Origin of the sequence: Actinacidiphila epipremni (assembly GCF_012034175.1) — a bacterium.
Classification (GTDB): domain Bacteria; phylum Actinomycetota; class Actinomycetes; order Streptomycetales; family Streptomycetaceae; genus Actinacidiphila; species Actinacidiphila epipremni.
Genome location: NZ_JAATEJ010000002.1, coordinates 168,112 through 187,293, shown reverse-complemented (window position 1 = coordinate 187,293; position 19,182 = coordinate 168,112). Strand labels below are relative to the sequence as shown.

General features: G+C 74.6%; 18 protein-coding genes. 13 read left to right on the top strand and 5 right to left on the bottom strand.

The genetic code is table 11. The annotated features are described in order from the left end of the window. Positions 1 to 73 precede the first annotated feature (73 nt). The gene (locus HCN08_RS03700) at positions 74 to 1,552 is read right to left on the bottom strand and encodes an MFS transporter (protein WP_167981392.1); all 1,479 of its coding nucleotides are present in this window, start codon (positions 1,550 to 1,552) and stop codon (positions 74 to 76) included. A gap of 163 nt (positions 1,553 to 1,715) precedes the next feature. Between HCN08_RS03700 and HCN08_RS03695 the strand changes: the two genes are divergently transcribed. Next, positions 1,716 to 2,441: a TetR/AcrR family transcriptional regulator gene (locus HCN08_RS03695; protein WP_167981391.1), complete on the top strand. Its 726-nt coding sequence runs from the start codon at positions 1,716 to 1,718 to the stop codon at positions 2,439 to 2,441. Between the two features lie 21 nt (positions 2,442 to 2,462). Here HCN08_RS03695 and HCN08_RS03690 read toward each other — a convergent pair whose 3' ends face one another. Beyond that, positions 2,463 to 3,392, bottom strand: a complete 930-nt coding sequence (locus HCN08_RS03690) for an aromatic prenyltransferase (protein ID WP_167981390.1) — start codon at positions 3,390 to 3,392, stop codon at positions 2,463 to 2,465. A gap of 226 nt (positions 3,393 to 3,618) precedes the next feature. On the opposite strand from HCN08_RS03690, the gene HCN08_RS03685 reads away from it, so the two are divergent. The 3 genes from HCN08_RS03685 (at position 3,619) to HCN08_RS03675 (ending at position 5,998) form a co-directional block, all read left to right on the top strand. Further along, positions 3,619 to 4,131, top strand: a complete 513-nt coding sequence (locus HCN08_RS03685; RefSeq protein ID WP_240969742.1) for a helix-turn-helix domain-containing protein — start codon at positions 3,619 to 3,621, stop codon at positions 4,129 to 4,131. An 86-nt stretch (positions 4,132 to 4,217) separates the two neighbouring features. After that, complete coding sequence (locus HCN08_RS03680; protein WP_206318315.1) at positions 4,218 to 4,697, top strand: ParH-like protein; 480 nt, start codon at positions 4,218 to 4,220, stop codon at positions 4,695 to 4,697. Further along, complete coding sequence (locus HCN08_RS03675) at positions 4,694 to 5,998, top strand: MAB_1171c family putative transporter (RefSeq protein WP_167981389.1); 1,305 nt, start codon at positions 4,694 to 4,696, stop codon at positions 5,996 to 5,998. Before HCN08_RS03680 ends, HCN08_RS03675 begins: the two co-directional genes overlap by 4 nt. 202 nt (positions 5,999 to 6,200) lie before the next feature. Here the strand turns inward: HCN08_RS03675 and HCN08_RS03670 are convergent, their stop codons facing one another. After that, positions 6,201 to 9,329, bottom strand: coding sequence for a helix-turn-helix transcriptional regulator (locus HCN08_RS03670; RefSeq protein WP_167981388.1), 3,129 nt, complete (start codon positions 9,327 to 9,329; stop codon positions 6,201 to 6,203). 633 nt (positions 9,330 to 9,962) lie between these two features. On the opposite strand from HCN08_RS03670, the gene HCN08_RS34705 reads away from it, so the two are divergent. The 8 genes from HCN08_RS34705 to HCN08_RS03655 all read left to right on the top strand — a co-directional run bounded on the left by HCN08_RS34705 (position 9,963) and on the right by HCN08_RS03655 (position 15,701). Beyond that, positions 9,963 to 10,085, top strand: coding sequence for a class III lanthipeptide (locus tag HCN08_RS34705; RefSeq protein WP_206318314.1), 123 nt, complete (start codon positions 9,963 to 9,965; stop codon positions 10,083 to 10,085). A 46-nt stretch (positions 10,086 to 10,131) separates the two neighbouring features. Further along, complete coding sequence (locus HCN08_RS34700; RefSeq protein WP_206318313.1) at positions 10,132 to 10,254, top strand: class III lanthipeptide; 123 nt, start codon at positions 10,132 to 10,134, stop codon at positions 10,252 to 10,254. Between the two features lie 55 nt (positions 10,255 to 10,309). Next, positions 10,310 to 10,432: a class III lanthipeptide gene (locus tag HCN08_RS34695; protein WP_206318312.1), complete on the top strand. Its 123-nt coding sequence runs from the start codon at positions 10,310 to 10,312 to the stop codon at positions 10,430 to 10,432. Positions 10,433 to 10,487: 55 nt separating this feature from the next. After that, the gene (locus tag HCN08_RS34690) at positions 10,488 to 10,607 is read left to right on the top strand and encodes a class III lanthipeptide (RefSeq protein WP_206318311.1); all 120 of its coding nucleotides are present in this window, start codon (positions 10,488 to 10,490) and stop codon (positions 10,605 to 10,607) included. A gap of 31 nt (positions 10,608 to 10,638) precedes the next feature. Beyond that, positions 10,639 to 10,758, top strand: coding sequence for a class III lanthipeptide (locus HCN08_RS34685; RefSeq protein WP_206318310.1), 120 nt, complete (start codon positions 10,639 to 10,641; stop codon positions 10,756 to 10,758). Positions 10,759 to 10,871: 113 nt separating this feature from the next. Continuing rightward, a complete protein-coding gene (lanKC, locus tag HCN08_RS03665) occupies positions 10,872 to 13,592 on the top strand; it encodes a class III lanthionine synthetase LanKC (protein ID WP_167981387.1) in 2,721 nt (906 codons plus the stop codon). Then, positions 13,589 to 15,148, top strand: a complete 1,560-nt coding sequence (locus HCN08_RS03660) for an ATP-binding cassette domain-containing protein (protein WP_206318309.1) — start codon at positions 13,589 to 13,591, stop codon at positions 15,146 to 15,148. The genes lanKC and HCN08_RS03660 overlap by 4 nt, the downstream gene beginning before the upstream one ends. A 106-nt stretch (positions 15,149 to 15,254) precedes the next feature. Then, on the top strand, positions 15,255 to 15,701 hold the full coding sequence (locus tag HCN08_RS03655; RefSeq protein ID WP_167981386.1) for a hypothetical protein: 447 nt from the start codon (positions 15,255 to 15,257) through the stop codon (positions 15,699 to 15,701). A gap of 95 nt (positions 15,702 to 15,796) precedes the next feature. On the opposite strand, the gene HCN08_RS03650 is transcribed toward HCN08_RS03655, so the two are convergent. Continuing rightward, complete coding sequence (locus tag HCN08_RS03650; protein ID WP_167981385.1) at positions 15,797 to 16,696, bottom strand: LysR family transcriptional regulator; 900 nt, start codon at positions 16,694 to 16,696, stop codon at positions 15,797 to 15,799. A 108-nt stretch (positions 16,697 to 16,804) separates the two neighbouring features. Between HCN08_RS03650 and HCN08_RS03645 the strand changes: the two genes are divergently transcribed. After that, entirely contained in the window at positions 16,805 to 17,632 is an 828-nt protein-coding gene (locus HCN08_RS03645) for an oxidoreductase (RefSeq protein WP_167981384.1), read from the top strand. 117 nt (positions 17,633 to 17,749) lie between these two features. On the opposite strand, the gene HCN08_RS03640 is transcribed toward HCN08_RS03645, so the two are convergent. Further along, on the bottom strand, positions 17,750 to 19,147 hold the full coding sequence (locus HCN08_RS03640) for a glycoside hydrolase family 18 protein (RefSeq protein WP_167981383.1): 1,398 nt from the start codon (positions 19,145 to 19,147) through the stop codon (positions 17,750 to 17,752). Between the last annotated feature and the right edge of the window lie 35 nt (positions 19,148 to 19,182).

The following is a 19,182-nucleotide window of genomic DNA, read 5'->3' as shown; positions in this document are numbered from 1 at the left end:
GTCGCCGGCCGCCGGGTTGCCGTACGCGGGTACGGGAATCCGGCGGCCGGCGTCGTCACCCGGCGGGGCCCGGTTACGCAGCCGGGTCCGGCCGGCGGCGCAGGAACGCGGCGGCGAGCAGGGCGGTCAGCAGCGCGAGGCCGGCGTTGACGGCGATGGCGGCCGTGACGCCGTGGTGGAGGGCGGCCGGGGTGGTCGCGCCGGAGGCCGCGGCGGTGACGACGGTGGACATCAGGGGAGTGCCGAGGGTGATGCCGACCTGCTGGCTCATCGACGCCAGGCCCGTGGCCAGGCCCTGCTCGGTGTCGGGCAGGCCGGACGTCGCGGTGATCATGAAGGCGACGATCGCCAGCATGTTGCCGACGCCGCCGACGAACGTGGCGGGCAGCAGCAGGCCGAGCGCCGGGCCGGTCGTGGTGCCGAGGAGGAGCAGGGCCGCGGTGGAGGCGGCCTGCACGAGCGCGCCGGCGACCAGCGCGGTCCGCGCCGAGGTCGCGGCGACCACCCGCGGGGCGAGCAGCCCGCCCGCGACGGTGCCCAGGCCCAGGACACCGAAGGAGGCGCCCGCGGCGAGCGGGGAGAAGCCGAGGGTCTTCTGCAGGTAGAGCGTCAGGAGGTAGACCAGCGAGGTCTCGGTCGCGAAGGCCAGCAGGCCGAGCGCGTTGCCCCAGGCGACGGTCCTGCGGCGCAGGGTGCGCAAGGGGACGAGCGGGGCCGCGACCCGCCGCTCGACCAGGAAGAACGCGGCCAGCAGCGCGGCGCCGGCGGCCAGCCCGCCCACCGCAGGGCCGTCGCCCCAGCCGTGCGCGCCGGCCTGGGTGAGGCCGAAGACCAGCGCGAGCAGGCCGCCGGTCACGGTGAGGGCGCCGGGTATGTCGAGCCTGGGGCGTACGGCCGGACGGGACTCGCTGATCACCGCGGGCGCGATCAGGACGACGGCGAGCGCGACAGGCACGTTGACGAGGAAGGCCCACCGCCAGGACAGCAGGTCGGTGAGGACGCCGCCGAGGATCGCCCCGGTGGTGAACCCGGCGGACATCAGGGCGCCGTTGGCGCCGAGCGCCCGGCGGCGCAGTGGGCCCTCGGGGAAGGAGGTCGTGAGCAGCGCCAGGCCGGCGGGCGTCGCGGCGGCGGTCGCCAGGCCCTGCGCGACCCGGGCGGCCAGCAGTACGGCCGGGGTGGTGGCCAGTCCGCCGGCCAGCGACGCCGCGCCGAGCAGGGCGATGCTGCCGACGAAGATGCGCTTGCGGCCGATCATGTCGCCGATCCGGCCGAAGAAGAGGGTGAAGCCGGCGGCGGCGAGGGCGAAGGCGGTCGCGACCCACTGGAGGTTCGCGAGCGAGAAGCCGAGGCCGTCGCCGATGTCGGGGAGCGCGACGTTCAGGATCGAGAAGTCGACGGCGAGCGTGAACTGGGCGACCAGCAGCACCGCGAGGACGAGCCCCGGCCGCCCGGCGAGCCGCCCGTCCGCGGGGGCGCCGGACGCGCCGGGTCCCGGCGGCCGGCCGGCAGGGTCCGCGGCGGCGGGGCGCGAGGTTCTGGTGGTGGGCATGGCAGAGGGTCCCTCCGGGGGTGCGGGCGGGGACGCCGAGGCCGTTAATGGGATCGGCGTCCCGTTACGTCTGCCGACGGTAGCACCCGGGCGGCCGGTAAGGGAACTGCGGTTCCGATACGCTGGGGGGAGCGCGGCACCGCGAGCCGCAGAAGGAGGCCCCATGCCCGACGACACCAGGCCGGACGCACCGGCGGCCGGCGGGCCCGCGCCTGACGCGTCTGCGTCCGACGCGCCCGGCCCCACGGCCCCGGCGCCCGAGGTGCCCGGCCCCGACGCCGCCCCGGTCGGCGGGCCCGCGCCCGGGACGTTGCGGCCCGGGGGGCGTACCGCGCGGGTGCGGGCTGCTGTGCTCGCGGTCGCTGCGGAGATGCTCGCCGAGGAGGGGTTCGAGGCGCTGGACCTCGGGGAGGTCGCCCGCCGGGCCGAGGTCGGGAAGACCACCGTCTACCGGCGCTGGGCCACGCCCGGCGGCCTGGCCGCCGACCTGCTCGGCGACATGGCCGAGCAGTCGTTGCCGCGTACCGACACCGGCAGCCTGGAGGGCGACCTGCGGGCCAACGCGGCGCTGGTCGTCCGTACGCTCCGCGACCCGCGCCAGGGCCGGCTCTTCCGGGCGCTCATCGCCGCGTCGCTGTGCAACGAGCAGGCGGCGGACGCCCTGCACCGCTTCTACGCCGTCCGCATCGAGGAATGGGCCGGCTGCGTACGGGACGCCGTCGCGCGCGGCGAGGTCCCGCCGGGTACCGACCCGCACGCGGTCGTCGCCGCGGTCTCCGCGCCGCTCTACTACGCCCTGCTCAACGCCGGCCGCGCCCTCACGGACGCCGACGCCGAGCGGGCCGCCCGCGCCGCCGCCACCGCCGCCCGCGCGGGCGTGTGGGCCTGAGCGGCCCGGGCGTACGCGGGGTCAGCCGTTCGCGGGAGCGCCCGGCGTGCGGTCGGTGGAGTGCGCGACCAGCAGCTGGTTCTCCACCTGCGGCTGCCAGGCGTAGTACGACTGGAGCTTGTGGTACTCGCCGCGGGCCGTCGCCGCGATCGCGTACACGAACTGCCGGTCCTCGGTGTTGTACGGCGCGTTCTTCACGAAGCGCTCGATCTTCGGCTCGATGTGCACCGGCAGCGCCATCGGGTCCGGCGTCATGCGCGACAGCGTCAGCCGCTCCACCGCCGGGGAGTCCCACGTCATCGTGGTGTAGATGCCGAACGCCTCCGCCCCGAGCGCCAGCAACTGCTCGCTGGGCGCGGGCAGTCCGGCGTCCCGCAGCATCGCGGTGATGCCCTGCTCGGTGAACAACTCCCGCGGCGCCGCGCCGAAGTAGAGGTTCACCGACCGGTGCGCGTAGTCGATGCCGACCAGGCTGACCCGGTCCGTGAGGCCGTAAGCGGCGAAGAACTCCAGGTTCTTGGCGATGCTCGGCGGCAGCGAGGGCAGGCCGACCAGCCGGGTCACCGACTGCAGGTCGTCGAGCGCGAAGAAGGTCCACGTCTTGGTGAAGCCGGCCACCACGCCGAAGTCGACGGCGTTCGCGTCGATCGGGAACTCCCGGTGCAGCTCGCCGATCAGGTTCGCCACCGGGTGGTCCTGCCGCGGCGTCAGCCCCGCGGCGAGCGCGACGGCGTACGGATCGAGGCTGCCGGGCAGCATGAAGCGGCAGTCGAGGTCGCCGGCGGCCTGCGTGCCCGTGGACACCCGGAAGGCGATGACCTGTTCGGCGAGCGCGTCGCCGTAAGCGGTGAGTACCGGCCGCACACGCTCCGGCGTGAACGGCACCTCCATCAGCCGGGAGGACTCCTCGATGGCCGCGAGCAGGCCGCTGAGCTCGTCGGTTCCGGACATGTGCCCCTCCAGGTGAGTGCTGCCGTCCGGGCCCCGATCTCCCAGGCGTGCGGTCATCGTCAACCAGGCGACTTGGCCGGGACTAACGGGCGGCTTGGCGCCGGATTGGCGGCCGGCGTCCGCGCTCGCGCCACCGTCCCGGCCGAAGGGCGCGCATTAGGATGACCGGCAATGTGTGGCGAACGCGAGAGGCAAGCCGCAACCTGGGGTTGACGAGAGGTGCGACATGCCCGAGCCGGAACCACATAAGGAGCACGAGCCACAGCCAGAGCGTCCGTCCCAGACGCCCCAGGCGTCACAGACATCTCAGACGCCCCAGGCATCCCAGACGCTCGCCGCGAAGATCGACGCGCTCTTCCGGGCCGTGCGCCGCCCCAACCGCGAGCAGTACAGCCACGAAGAGGTCGCCAAGGCGTGCCGCGAGGCGACCGGGGAGAGCTTTTCGGCCACCTACCTCTGGCAGTTGCGCACCGGGCGCCGCGACAACCCCACCAAACGGCACCTCGAAGTCCTCGCCCAGTTCTTCCAGGTGCCGGTCGCGTACTTCTTCGACGACGAGCAAGGCGCCGCCATCACCAAGGAGTTGGAGCTGCTGACGGCGCTGCGGGACGCGGGTGTGCGCAATATCGCCCTGCGTGCCGTCAACCTGTCCCCCGAAGCGGTGGGTACGATCAGTGACATTATCGACGTACTTGCCCGCCGGGAGCAGGGGAGCGATCCGCCGAGCACTCGCGGCTGAGCACCCACGGCTGACCGGCGCGGGGAGAGGGGTGCCGAGTGTGCCGTGACCGGAGCCAGCGGAGCTTATGGCAGCGATGTCGGCGCATGGTGTCCGCGCTGAGCCTGCCGGACCCCTTCGACATCGCGGACTTCGTCCGCACGCTGGCCGCCCGTCGTGGCCGCCCCATCGAGCTCGTGCCGGTCACCGGCCGGCCCAACCTCCCGTGCGGGCTGCTGCTCACCACGGCCGGGGCCGACTACATCCTCTACGCCGCCGACACCACGCCGCTGCACCAGCAGCACATCCTGCTGCACGAGGCCGCGCACCTGCTGTGCGGCCACCAGGACGGCGGCGCGGGCCTGGACAGCGCCGCCAGGACCCTCATGCCGGCCCTGCCGGCCGCGCTCGTCGAACGCGTCCTCGGCCGCACCATCTACACCGAGCCGCAGGAGCGCGAGGCCGAGATCGTCGCCTCCCTCATCCTCTCCCGGGTCTCGCACTGGTCCCCGCCGCCCTTCGCCGCCCGGGCCCGCAGCCTCGAAGCGCTCTTCGACCGCTCCGCCCCGGGGAGCCAGGGCCGATGACCGACGTCACCGCCTACGCAGCCGCCGCCGTCTTCCTGCTCTTCGCCGCCTACCGCTTCTCGGCGGCCGGCGGCGACGCGACGCAGCGCTACATCTACGCCTTCTCGCTGTGCGTCGGCAGCGCGCTGGTCCTCAACGCCCCTGCCAGCGTTGCCGCGTTGTGCGCGGTCGTGCAGGCCCGGGCGCCCATCGTCGCGGTCGAACACGGCCTGAAAATGGGCGCGTTCACCTGTATCGCGCTCATCTCCCTGACGCTGCGCGCCTCCACCGCCGACCGCACGCCGGTACGCCGGCACATCGCGGCCGGGCTCGCCGTCCAGGTCGTCTCCGGCTGGATGTTCGCCGCGTCCTTCGTCACCGTGACCCCCGACGCCGTGACGGTCGGGGACGGCCGCAGGGTGCTGTTCGCCGGGTACGAGCTGCTGTTCGCGGTCTACGGGATCGGGTGCCTGGCGATGCTCGTCGGCGCGCTCGCCGGGCACGTCCGGCGGGAGGCCAACGGGGTGCTGCGCACCGGGCTGGTGCTGATGGCGCTGTCCGCGTGCGCGGGCATCCTGTGGACCGGCTGGTCGGCGCACGACATCACCGAGGTGCTGCTGCACGGCCGCCAGGGGCTCGGCGAGGACCTGCCGTCCACGTCCTTCTCGGTGGCCGTCGCGCTGCTCGCGGCGGGCGGCGCGTCCGCGACCCGCTGGCCGGTGCTGCTCGGCGGGCCCCTGCGCTGGTGGCGGGCGCACCGCTCCTACCGCGCGCTGGAGCCGCTGTGGGCGGCGCTGTGCAAGGAGCTGCCGGAGATCGCGCTGCACGCCGGCACCCCGCGGCGCCGGCCGCACCCGCGCCGGGCGACCTTCGCGCTCTACCGCCGGGTGATCGAGATCCGCGACGCCCACCTCGCGCTCCGCCCGTACTTCGAGCCGGTGCCGCCGGCGCCGCCGGCCGCCGCTTCCGCGCCGGCCGCCGCTTCCGCCGCGCCGGGTGCCCCGTCCACCGCGCCGGCGCCGTCCGCCGCCTCCGCCTCGACCGCCGCAGCCGCGCCGGCTGCCTCGTCCACGCCGGCCGCTGCGACCGCGCCGCCCGTCCCGCCCCCCGACGCCGGGGGCCGCGGAGCCGCCGGGCAGGCCGCGCTGGAGGCCGCGGCCATCACCGCCGCCCTCGCCAACCGCCGCAGCGGCCGGCGCCCGGACGCCGCCGCGACCGACGCCCCGGCGCCCTGGCCGGTCGCGGGCACGCTGGACGCCGAGACGGCGTGGCTGCTCCAGGTGACCCGCGCCTTCGTCCGTACCGAGCGCGCGTCCCGCTGAGCGGGCGCCGGTACGTCGCTGGTACGCGCGGGGTACGTCGCCGGTGCGTGCCGTTACGTCGCGGGTACGCCGCCGGGTACGTCGCCGGTGCGTGCGGCCGGCAACGGGCCTACCCCGCACCGGAGTCGGGCCCGCACCCTCCCGCGCCGCCGGCGACGCGCAGCCCCCGCCCGGGAGGGCGCCCGCCGCCGGCGACGCGGCCTCAGCCCGCGTTCGCGATGAGCTCCGCCGCCGCGGTCGCGAAGGCGGCACGGTCGGGGTGGCCGGTCTTGCGGAGCAGGCTCGCCACGTGCTTCTCCACCGTGCGGGGGGAGATGTGCAGGCGGCCCGCGATGTCCTTGTTGCCGATCCGGGCGGCGAGCAGCCGGGCCACCTCGAACTCCCGTACCGTCACGCCGTGCCGGCGCAGCGCCGGCGGGACGCCCTCGATGCCGGCCCGCCGCTGCCGCACCTGCGCGCCCATGCCGCGCAGCAGCCCGCGGCAGGCGCCGGCGACCGCGGGCAGGCCGGCGGCGTGGAAGTGCTCCTCGGCCTCCCGCAGCCAGCCCACCGGATCGCCCCAGCCGTGCTCGTACGCGTCCCGTGCGACGAGCCGTACGGCCAGGTGCCGGGCCTGCGGGTAGGCCGCGGCGGCGTCGAGCGCGGTGCGGGCGGCGGCGTCGGCCTCGGCGGGGCGGCCCTCCCGGCCGCGCAGGACCGCGTGCGCCATGCCGGCGAAGACCTGGTTCCAGCAGTCGCCGGCCGGCCCCTGCGCGCAGTGCTGCCGGCCCACCCGGCCGGCCAGCACGCCGAGCAGCAGCCCCGGACCGTGCCGGCCGACGTCGCAAGTCGCCGGGTTCTCCGCGTCGTAGGCCAGGCCCTGCGCGAACTCCCGCTCGGCGGCCTCCCGTTCCTCCTCCAGCAGCGAGCAGAAGGCCCGCGCGAGGCCGTACGACATCGCCCGTACGCCCGGCGCGTCGTCCACATACGGCGTCAGGCGGTCCAACGCGGCCTGCATGGCGGCGCGTTGCCCCTGGTGCGCATGGGCGATCGCGTCGGCGAGGTGCAGCAGCGGCAGGGCGCGGCCGAGGCCCTGCCGGGTCGCGGAGGGCACGTCCTCGGCGAAGCGCTCGGCCGCCGCGGCGAACCGGCCGCGCCTGATCTCGTCCAGGGCGAGGGCGAAACCGGCCTCGTGCGCGGGCGGCAGCACGCCGAGGCGCGCCGCCTCCTGCCGGGCCTGCTCCAGCGCCGCCCAGCGGCCCTCGTGCCGTGCGGCCAGCAGCGCCAGCCCGATCTCGGCGGTCACGCGCTGCGCGGGCAGCCGGTGCTGGCGGGCGAGCGCGCACGCGGCGAGCAGGTGCCCGCCGGCGGCCTGCGGGTCGGCGGGGGCGGTGAGCCCGCCGAGCAGCACCAGGGCCCGGCACTCGACCTCGGGCAGCCCGGCACCCCGGGCCGCGTCCACCGCGCGCCGGGCGGCATGGCGGGCCGTACGCAGCCGGTCCGGCGCCAGGCGGTGCGGCTCGACCCGGGCGGCGGCGGCGTCGACGGGGGCGGTGTGCCCGGCGGCGGGGGAGTCGCCGAGCAGCCGGCGGGCGACGTCCAGGTGGTGCAGGGCCTGCGCCGGGTGCCCGGCGAGCACGGCGAGGTCGGCCAGGCCCGCGCACAGCACCGCGCGCCGCCCGGCGGGCACCTCGCGGCCGTCCAACGCCTCGACCCCGGCAGTCAGTTCGGGCAGCAGGTCATAGCGCGCGGCATGCCCGGCGGCGGACAGCAGCGCCTCCAGCACGTCCGCCCGCAGCCCGCCGGGGACCGCGGCGTCGCCCGGCCGGTGCGCGGCCCGCAGCAGCGCCACCGCCCGCTGCACCGCGCCGTCCGCGACCGCCCGCCGCCCGGCCTCGCAGGTCAGCCGTACCGCCTCGGCGGTGTCCCCGGCCTGCCCGCACAGCGCGGCGGCCCGGCCGCACCAGTCGCCGGGCAGCCCGGGGTGCAGCTCGGCCAGGGCGGCGACGGCCCTACGCGCGTAGCGGACCCGCTCGCCGGGCGTCAGGGCGTCGCGGACGGCCCGGGCGGCGATCGGGTGCCGGAAGCCGTACCAGCCGGGGTCCTCCGGGTCCGGCTCCACGAGAGACGACGCGGTGGCGGCGTCCAGCACCGCGGTGAGGTCCTGGTCGCCGCGGTCCACCGTGCGGCGCAGCACCGGCAGCGGGAAGCGCGGCCCGAACAGCGCTGCGGCGCCCAGCACCGCCCGCGCGCCGGGCCCGAGCCGGTCGACCCGCCGCGCCAGGCCGCGGGCGAGCGCGGGCGGAACGGCCCCCGGGCGCAGCCGGGTTGCGCCCCGGGCGGCCAGGTCGCGGGCCAACTCCCGGACCAGGTACGGATTCCCGCCGCAGTCCGCGACCACCTCGTCCAGCAGTTCGGCGCCGACCTCGTCCGGCGAAGCGCCCGACTCCGCGGCGAGCAGCCGCCGTACGTCCGCCCGGTGCAGCGGGCCGAGCTCCAGCGCCTCGGCCACCCCGCGCTGGCACGCCCGCGCCCCGAGGTCCGCCGCGGCGCCGGCCGCCCGCCCGGCGGTGAGCAGCAGCGCGACGGGCTGCCCGGCGAGGTTGTCGAGCAGGTACTCCACGGCGGCGAGCGTGTGCACGTCCGCGTCCTGGAGGTCGTCCAGCACGAGCAGGCACCCCCGCGCCCGCCCCACGGTCCCCAGCACCCGCAGCAACGCCTCACCGACGACCAGCGGCCCCCAACCGTCCGCGGCGGGCCGCGCCGTCAGCGACCCGAGCGCGCCGCCGCGGTACGCCGGCAGCAACCCGACCGCCATCCGCGTCCCCGGCGGCAGCCACGAGCCGAACCCGTCCGGCGGGCAGCCCCCGAAGTCCCCCTCCACGCCGCCGTGTTCGCGCCGCGCCCCGGCGTACCGCGGTCCGGCGGCGTCGGCAGGCGGGGCCTGCGGCGTGTACGGCCCGAACACCGCGTCGGGGCCGCCCGGGGCCGGCGGCCGGGGCGGGACGCCGAGGGCGGCGAGGACGGGGCCGTAGCGGTCCAGCTCGGCGCTGTCCGGCAGCAGTCCGGTGCGGGCGAGGCTCAGCAGGGCCTCGATCAGCGGGCGGTACGGCGCGGGCGGGGCCACCGCGCTGACGCCGCCCCGGGCGGCGGCCAGGCCCGCGGCGCCGGCGGCGGCAAGGGCCTCCGCGGCGAGCCGGGTCCGGCCGGCGCCGGGCTCACCCGTGACGAACAGGGCGCTTCCGCGGCCGGCCGCGGCGGCGGCCAGCGCCGCCGTGACACGCTCCATCTCGGCCCGCCGGCCGATCAGCGGCGCGGTCCGCACCGCCGCGCGCGGCGGTAACAGGCTCACGGGCGACACCCGGCACCGCCGTGGCCGCTGCGACTGCTCCGGCTGCTGTGGCTGCTCCCAGCGCTGCGTACATGACGTTTCCTCATGGACACTCCCGGTGCGCGACGGGGTCGGCCCGGCGGAGCACTGCGAGGCTGCGAGGCTGGCAGGACTGCGGGGCCGACACGGCTTGCATGCTGTGCGTGCGTGGCTGGCGGAACGGCAGGACCGGCTGAGCAGGCGGTACGGGCGCGGGGCGGCGGCCCCCGGCGACCGGGCGGGCGGTACGGACCCGGCGGCGTGGCCGGGGACCCGGCGCGCCCGGGCCCGGGACACGGCGCCCCGGCCGGCGGCGGGCGGCATCCCCACGTCATGAGCTGAGGTGAATGACGCGGGGGTCGCCATTCGCCTCAGCTCGCGCATAACGATGGCGCATCGAACCTGACCCGTCAACAGGACCGGGTGCCGGACCCCACCATTCCGGCTCCCACCCCCCACCCGCAACAGGGCGCCGGCCGGGCCGAATTATGGGGGCCGGCTACGGATGTGCGCGCGCCGGACCGCGCGGTTGGCTTGAAACGCCATTCGGCATCACGTCCGGGCGTCCGCCCCGAGCGCCCCGCACGCCCCCGACCCGGGCAGGAGGTGACACGCATGAGCATCCTCAACCTCCAGACCATGGAGCCGATCGTCGCCCCGAGCGCGGTGGCCGTGGTGAGCGCCACCAGCTCCCACAGCAACTGCTGCAAGAAGGAGCCGGTCAAGCCCACCGCCTGACCGCCGCCACCGGACCCCGCCCACACGACGAGGAGGTGACACCCCCATGAGCATCCTGAACATGCAGCGTATGGCCCCGATCGCCACCGACAGCGCGGTCGCCATCTGGAGCACCACCAGCTCCGGCAGCGACTGCTGCAAGACCCAGCCCAAGAAGCCGGCGCTCTGACCCGTGCCCCGCACCGTTTCGCCCCGACGCACCGGCGGAAGGAGGTGAACACCCCATGAGCATCCTGAAGATGCAGCGCATGGCGCCCATCGCCACCGAGAGCGCGGTCGCGATCCTCAGCACCACCAGCTCCAGCAGCGACTGCTGCAAGAGCCCCACCAAGCCGGTCGGCCAGTGACGACCAGCCGTACTCCCCGTCCATCCGCACCTTCGACCGACGAAGGAGACGACGTATGAGCATCCTCAACCTCCAGACCATGGAGCCGATCGCCACCGAGAGCGCGGTCGCCGTGCTGAGCACCACCAGCTCCAGCAGCGACTGCTGCAAGAAGGCCACCAAGCCCGGCGTCTGACCGGTTCACGACCACACGAGGAGATGATCCCGTGAGCGTCCTGAAACTCCAGGCGATGGAAACGACGGCCACCCAGAGCGGCCTCGCGGGCATCAGCTGGACCAGCAGCCAACTCCTGTGCTGCACGAAGGACGATCCCGTGCCGCAGTGACGGCGCCCGCCGTGCGGGGGCGCAACCGGGACCCCGCGCCCCCGCACGGCACCCCCCCCGCACGGCCCCACCCGCCCGTATCCGCAGCCGCTCCGCACCCCCAAGAGGCAGACATGCGCGACGAACGATGGGTCAACCGCTTCCTCTTCGCGTGGAACGACACGCTCTTCTTCGACCCGCTCGACGTCTACTACGAGCCGCGCGAGGACAACTTCCTCGCCTCCCTCGACGAGCAGGTGCGCGCCCGTTTCGTGCGCAGCGGCATCTGGTGGAGCCACCGGCACAACGAGGAGCTGCCGGCGCAGGGGTGGAAGATCCATGTGTCGGCGAGCCAGCGGACGGTACGCAGGGTGGCGGCGACCGTCATCGACTACCTCACCGCCCACGCCGTCGACTTCAAGATCGCCCTCGACATGAACATCTTCGAGATGCTCAACTCCAAGGCGATGTCCCGCGGCGGCGCCGGCAAGCTCGTGACGATCTACCCCGACGACGAGGACCGCTTCCGCACCGTCCTCGCCGACCTCGCCGGCCTGCTCGACGGCGTCGAGGGCGCGTACGTGCTGTCCGACATGCGCTACCGGGACAGCAAGGCGCTCTACTTCCGCTACGGCCAGTTCCTGCCCACCCACACCGTCGACGTCATGGGCCGCGCCGTCCCGCACATCATCGGCCCCGACGGGCCCGTGCCGGACGAGCGGGCCATCGGGTACGCGCAACCGCCGTGGCAGCCCTGGCCGTTCACCGACTGGAAACCCGGCGACTACGGCGCCGACGACGACGCCGGGCTGCTCGGCGGGCGGTTCCGGGTCACCGAGGCCATGCAGTTCTCCAACACCGGCGGCGTCTACAAGGCCGAGGACACCGCACGCGACAACAAGATCGTGGTGGTCAAGGAGGCCCGCCCCTACACCAACATCAACCCGCGGCTGGACCACGACGCCATCGACATCCACCACCGCGAGTGGACCTTCCTGCAGCGGCTCGGCGACCTCGGCTCCTTCCCGACCCCGATCACCTCCTTCCAGCACTGGGAACACCACTTCATCGCCGAGGAGTTCATCGACGGCAAGGACATCCGCTCGGTGCTGCTGGAGCGCAACCCGCTGGCCCGGCCCGGGCGTTCCACCGAGCGCTCACGCGACTTCCTGCGCATCTACCTGTCGGTCTTCCGTGGCCTGACCCGCGCGGTGCGCGACGCCCACAGCCGCCAGGTGATCCTCGGCGACCTCACCGCCGCCAACCTGCTGGTGGACACCGACACCTTCACCGTCACGGTGATCGACCTGGAGTCCTGCCGGCTCGCCGAGGCCGAGTCCGACGACGCCCATCTGGCCACGCCCGTCGAGCTGTTCACCCCCGGTTTCAGCCACTCGCGGCGGCGCTTCAACGCCTCGCAGTACGAGGACGACCTGTTCGGCCTGGCGATGACCATGGCCTACTTCATCTTCCCGATCGCGGCGATGTCGTACCTGCGCGAGGACGTCATGGGCCTCTACCGGCTCTTCACCGACCGGCTGGGCTGGCCCGCCCGCATCCACGACCTGCTCACCGAGCTGCTGGAGGCCCGCGTCACGCTCGACGAGGTGCTGGAATTCCTCGACGGCGAGGAGGAGTTGCTGGCCGCCGTCACCGACGCGCCGCCACCCGTACTGGACGAGCAGCGGCTCGGGCTCGCCGGCACCGAGGCGGGCGTCGCCGCCTTCGTCGAGGCCGTCGCCGACACCTCGCGCGAAACCCTCTTCCCCGTCGACCCGTTCGCCCACATCACCAACCCGCTGGGCCTGGGCACCGGGGCGAGCGGTGTGCTGTGGGCGCTCAAGGCCACCGGCGTCACGATCCGCCCCGAGTGGACCGACTGGCTCGACCGGCAGCTCGCCGAGATCGATATCACCGAATACGCCGACGGCCTCATGAACGGCCTGGCCGGCATCGCATGGGCCGCCGACACCCTCGGACTGCACGGCCACGCACGCAAGTTGCTCGCGACCGCCAACGAGCGCGGCCTCGACAGCGGCGACCACACCCTCTACTACGGCCTGGCCGGCCTCGGCATGACCAACCTGCGCTTCTACCTCGCCGGCCGCGACGAGCGCGACCTCGACGCCGCCCGCGCCTGCGCCGCCCGGCTCATCGACCTCGCCCGGCACGAGGGCGACCACACCTACTGGCTCAACTCGTTCTCCGAGAAGGCCCCGTTCACCGGCCTCGGCTTCGGACAGGCCGGCGTCGCGCTGTTCCTGCTGCGGATGACCCAGGCCACCGGCGACGAGAGCTACGCCGACCTCGGGCAGCGCGCACTGGCGTGGGAGATGGCACACGCCGAGTCGCTGGAGGACGGGCTCATCATGTTCAAGCACGAAGGGACGATGGACCCGTACGTCGAGGTCGGCTCGGCCGGCGTGCTCCAGGTGCTGCTGCGCTACGGCCGCACCGACGACGCCCGCGAGGTCGCCCGCGCCCTCGACATCTGCCAGTCGGTGCTGCCCGGTTACGCGTTCGGCCTGACCGGCGTCGCCGACGCGATGCTCGACGCCGCCGACCGCACCGGTGACGACACCTACCGCCAACTCGCGCTGCGGCAGATCGACTTCGTGCGGCAGGTGTTCGTCTTCGAGCCCGCCGGGAAGTTCGGCCTGCCGCGCGAGGAGGGCAGGCGGCTGCTGGGGCTGCCGGGCGAGGGCCTGCTGCGCTGCTCGTGCGACTACCTCACCGGCTCGGCCGGCCTGCTGCGGGTCCTGCACCGCTTCACCCACGGCGGCACCGCCGACTTCCTGCTCGACGAACTGGACCCGCAGGACGGGCCGGACGCGGCGGCCGGGAGCCCGCGGTGACCGAGCTGTGGCGCACGCTGCGCGACCACCGCGCCCGCTTCGCGACGATCCTGGTCCTGGAGGCCCTGGTCAGCGGCATCGAGGCGCTGGTGCACCCGCTGCTGCTCAAGGCGCTGTTCGACCAGGCCATCCTCGCCGGGCACTTCGCGAAGTTCATCACCCTCGGCCTGTTCTACCTGCTGCTCGGCCTCACCCTGAACATCGGCGGCTACTGGATCTCCCGCTGGCGCAAGCGGTGCGAGAACACCTTCGTGCTGCAGTTGGAGATGGAGCTGCTGGACCGCACCCTGGACCAGGACGGGCGGCGGCTGTCGGAGGCCGGCAACGCCTCGTACGTCAGCCGGGTCCACAACGACGTCCACGAGGGCGTGCTGCCGGCCATCGACGTGTGCGTGCGCATCGCCAAGCAGGCGCTCGCCTCGCTGGTCTTCATCGGGGTGCTGCTCTACCTGTCCTGGCAGGCCAGCCTCATCCTGCTGGTGATCGTGCCGCCGCTGGTCTTCGTCAGCAACCGCATCGCCAAGCGCATCGAGGACAACACCGAGCCGGAGCGGGAGGGCGAGGCCCGCTACATCAACACCCTCACCCGCACCCTGGAGGCCTTCCACGCGCTGCGCGGCATGCGGGCCCTGCGCCCCGGCGCCCGCGCCGCCAACAAGCAGGCGCTGGGCGGCTTCCTGGACATCACCTTCGTCAACTACCGCCTCACGCAGAAGCAGAACACGCTCAGCGACCTGGTGATGAACCTGTCCGACACCGCCTCCATGGTCGTCGGCGCCTACTTCGTCTTCGCCGGCCGGATGACCTTCGGCAGCTTCCTCGCCTTCGTCAACTCGCTGTGGCGGGCGGTCACCGGCATCTTCGACCTGATCAACATGATCCCGCAGGTGCGCCGCAACACCGCGGTGCTCAAGCGCATCCACACCCTGCGCGGCTCGCGCCCGGCGCCCTACCACGACGAGGGCCCGATGGTCCTCGTGCACGGCGCCCGGGTCCGCTACGGGGCCCCCGAGGCCGGCGGCGAGGGCGCGCAGGACCCGGCCGGCGGGACGACGGTGGCGATCGAGGACTTCGAACTGCGGCCCGGCGAGCATGTGTTGCTGCGCGGCCCCAACGGCTGCGGCAAGACCACCCTGCTGCACATCATCTCCGGCACCCTCGCCCCGGACGCCGGTGTCGTCACCCTGCCGCCGAAGGTCGCCAGCCTGACCGCGCCGGTCAACCTGCCGCCGCTGCCGGTACGCGACCTCGTCCCCGACCCGCGGCTCCGGGACGCCCTCGAACTGACCGCGCTCACCGACCAGTTGCCGACCGACCTGTCCTCCGGCCAGCGCCAGCGCACCGGTGTCGCCGCGCTGCTCACCGAGGACGCGGACGTCTACCTCGTCGACGAGCCCTTCGCCAACCTCGACGACCACGGCCGCGACCTGGTGCTGCGGGCCCTGGTCGCCCGCACCGCCGGCCGCGGCCTGCTCGTCGTCCACCACGGCGACAACGACCTCGACACCCGCTTCGACCGCGTCGTCACCCTCTCCGCCGCCACCGCCCGCCCCTGACCCCGGCCTGCCCCCGCGCCGCCGCAACCGGTAGGACTGAGGCAGCACAGGGGCAGGACATCGGCGCAAGAGCGCAAGAGCGCAAGAGGGCAAGGGGGCGCGGGAGATGGCGGTGCGGTGGGGGCTGATCGTCGAGGAGTCGGTGGGGTACCGCTACTCGCGGTACCGCCCGCGGGTGCTGGCGGAGGTCACGGGCACGCGGGAGGAGGCGCTGGCGGAACTGGCCCGGCAGGTCGAGGAGTACGTCGACGGCTACGGCTACGACGGCCCCAGGCGGCGGCTGTTCCGCACCGACGACGGGTTCCTGTACGTGCGCGGCAAGAACTACGCGACGACCGGCGCGCGGTTCAGCGTCGCCGAGCTGCTCAGCGACAGCGACGACGCGAAGGCGGCCGAGGCCGCGCGGCGCAAGGCCGCCAAGGAGCGCAAGGCGGCCGAGCGCAAGCCGCGCCGCGGCTGGTGGTCGCAGGCCGACGAGGCCGACCCGGCGGAGTACGAGGACGGCTACGCCCCCGGGGAGCCGGAAGACCGCCCGGGCGCCCCCGGGCAGTGAGCCGCAGGCCGCCGCGGCGCCGGGCGGTGAGCCACGTGTCGCCGTGACGCCCGGCGCCGCACCCCCCCCCGCGAACCGCGGGCCCACGGCGCCCGCTACCCGCGGGAGCGGGTCGCCGCGCGGCAGGCGGCCACGTAGCCGCGGGTCAGGGGGTTGGTCGTGGTGCGGGGCCAGGCGAGGGCGAAGCGGCTGGGGGACAGGCCGGTGACGGGGTGGGTGGTGACGCCGCCGAGGGTGATGAGCGGGGCGTTGCCGGCCGCGACCAGGACGACGCCGAGGCCGGCCACCAGCGCCTCGTACGTCTCCTCCGTGGACGCCACCTCCGCCCCGACCCGCGCCGGCCGCCCGCCCCGCTCGTCCACCGCGAGCCAGTAGTCGCGCAGCGGCCCCGCGGCCGGCGGCAGCGCCAGGAAGGGCTCGTCCAGCAGCTCGGCGAAGTCCACCGCCTCGCGCCCGGCCAGCCGGTGGCCGTCCGGCAGGGCGACCAGCCGCGGCTCGCGCGCCACGACCAGCACCTCGTAGCGCTGCTCGTCGGGCAGCGGCAGCCATACGTACGCCACGTCGCTGCTGCCGTCCGCGAGCCCGGCCGTCGGGTCCTGCCAGCCGACCTGCCGCAACCGCAGCTCGGCCCGCGGGTGCGCGGCGGTGAACCGCGAGCGCACCGCCGGCAGCAGCCCGCCGCGCCCGGGGCTGGTGCTCATCCCGACCACCAGCGTGGCGCGCTGCGCCGCCTTCGCCGCGTCCACCGCGGTGACCGCCGCGTCCCACCCGGCGAGCACCCGCCGGGCGTGCGGCAGCAACGCCGCCCCCACGGCCGTCAGTTGCACGCCCTGCCGGTCCCGTACGAAAAGCTCCGCGCCCAACTGCCGCTCCAGCGCCCGGATCTGCTTGCTGAGCGCGGGCTGCGACACGAACAGCCGCTCCGCCGCCCGCGTGAAGTGCAACTCCTCGGCGACGGCGGCGAAATACCGCAGGTCCCGCCCGTGAACGTCCATAACCACCGGTTATCACGGCAGGTCTTGGACGATCAAGGCCGACCCGCAGCAGGCTGGGTCTCAGCAGCCGGGCGGACAGCCGCCGGGCCGGACAGGGGAGAGCCTGCGATGAACAAGGTGTGGCTGGTCACCGGCGCGAACAGCGGCTTCGGGCGGGCGATCACCGAGGCGGCGGTGGCCGCGGGGGACGTCGTGGTCGCCGCCGCCCGGCGGGTCGCGGCGCTCGCGGACCTGGCCGCCGCGCACCCGGACCAGGTGGAGCCGCTGGCGCTGGACGTCACCGACCTCGCGGCGATCGACACCGCCGTCGCGGACGTGCTGGCCCGGCACGGCCGGATCGACGTCCTGGTCAACAACGCAGGGCGCGGGCATGTGGGAGCGTTCGAGGAGACCGGCGACGCGGAGCTGCGCGAGCTGTTCGAGGTGCACGTCTTCGGGCCCGCCGCGCTGGTGCGGGCGGTGCTGCCGTCGATGCGCGAGCGCCGCTCGGGGGCGATCGTGCAGATGAGCAGCATGGGCGGGCAGATGTCCTTCGCCGGCTACTCCGCCTACAGCGGCACCAAGTTCGCCCTGGAGGGCATGACGGAGGCGCTGGCGCTTGAGGTCAACCCGCTGGGCATCCGCACCCTCATCGTCGAGCCCGGCGCCTTCCGCACCTCGCTGATGGCCAACCTCACCGCGAGCCCGCAGATCGCCGACTACGCGCCCACCGTCGGCGCGACCCGCGACGGCGCCGCCGCCAGCGACGGCCTGCAGCCCGGCGACCCCGCCAAGGCCGCGGCGCTCGTCCTGGCCGCCCTGGACGCCGACGAGCCGCCGCTGCGGCTCACCCTCGGCGCCGACGCCCTCGACCAGGTCCTCGGCCACCTCGACCGGGTGCGCGCCGACCTCGACGCCTGGGACAAGCGCGCCCGCGCCACCACCTTCGACGACTGACCCAGATTGACCCGACCGACCCGGCCGACCGCAACCGACCCCACCGACCCCGACCGGCCGCAGCCGGCAAAGGGCCCGCCCTCCGGCGCACCGGAGAGCGGGCCCGTGCCCGTGGGGTCAGCGGCCGGTCAGGCCGCGGTGCACCGCGGCGACCAGCTCACCGTCGGAGGTGTCGCCGTCCAGCGACCACATCATCGCCCCGCCCAGGTGCGCGGAGCGGATGTACGCGGTCTTGGCGGCCAGCACCTGCGGGTCGTCGTACGTCCAGAAGTTCGTGCCGTCGTACAGCCACGCGAAGCCGTCGCGGACGTCGCGGTGGACGGTGTACGTGCCGGAGGCGGCGAGCGCCTTCAGCGCGTGGTAGTCCTCGTTGCCGGCCTGCCAGGTGGCCGGGGCGGGCCCGGTCGAGGACTGGAAGAGGCCGGCGGTGCCGCCGTCCGGGACGCCCGTCCAGCCCTGGCCGTAGAAGGGCAGGCCGAGCACCAACTGCTTGGCCGGGGCGCCCCTCTTGAGCCAGTCGCCGATCGCCTGGGTGTCGCTGAAGTCGTTCGGCACCGGCGAGGTGCGCGGCGCGCGCAGCGCCGACTGCTGGTTGGTGGTGGCCTCGTAGGGGCCGTGGAAGTCGTAGCCCTGGACGGTGCCGAAGTCCAGGTACTTGAAGATCTTCTTCGCCTCGAACCCGGCGTCGATCTTCGCGGGCGCGGCCGGCAGGAAGGCGCTCAGGTCGTAGTGCTTGTGGGTCTGCCGCCCGTACGCGTCGAGCTGCTTGCGGAACTCGGCCGCCAGCGCGGTGAAGTTCCGCTTGTCCTCGGGCCGGTAGACGGTGTCGGTGTCACCGGAGGAGCCCGGCCACTCCCAGTCGATGTCCACCCCGTCGAACAGGCCGGCCGCAGAGCCCGGGCCGCCCTTGCCGTCCAGCAGCGGGAGGTTGCCCTTGACGAACATGTCGATGCAGGAGGAGACAAGTGCCTTGCGGGAGGCGGGGGTTCGGGCCGCGTCGGACAGGTGGGTGGACCAGCTCCAGCCGCCGATGGAGATCAGGACCTTCAACTTCGGGTTCTTGGCCTTGAGTTCGCGCAGCTGGTTGAAGTTGCCGGCCAGCGGCTGGTCGGCGGTGTCCGCGGTGCCGTCGACGCTGCCGGCGGCGTCGACCGGGTGCTGGTAGTCGGCCCAGGCGTCCGCCTCGCCCGCGACGTTCGCCTCGAAGCACTTGCCGTCGGCGCCGACATTGGCGAAGGCGTAGTTGAGATGGGTCAGCTTGGCCGCGGCACCGGAGGTCTGGACGTTCTTGACCTGGTAGTTGCGGCCGTAGATGCCCCACTGGGTGAAGTAGCCCACCGACTTGTAGCCGGAGGTGTGGCCGTAGTCGTGACCGGGGCTGTGGCCGGAGCCGGCGGGAGGGCGGTGCCCGGCGTGGGCCTGTGCGGTGCTGCCTCCGGTGACGGCGGGCAGGACCGCGACCAGCGCGAGGGTGGCGGCCGTTGCGGCCGTCCGGACGAGAGTTCGTCGACGCATGGCGAGACGCTATTGGTCTGGACCAATGCCGTCAA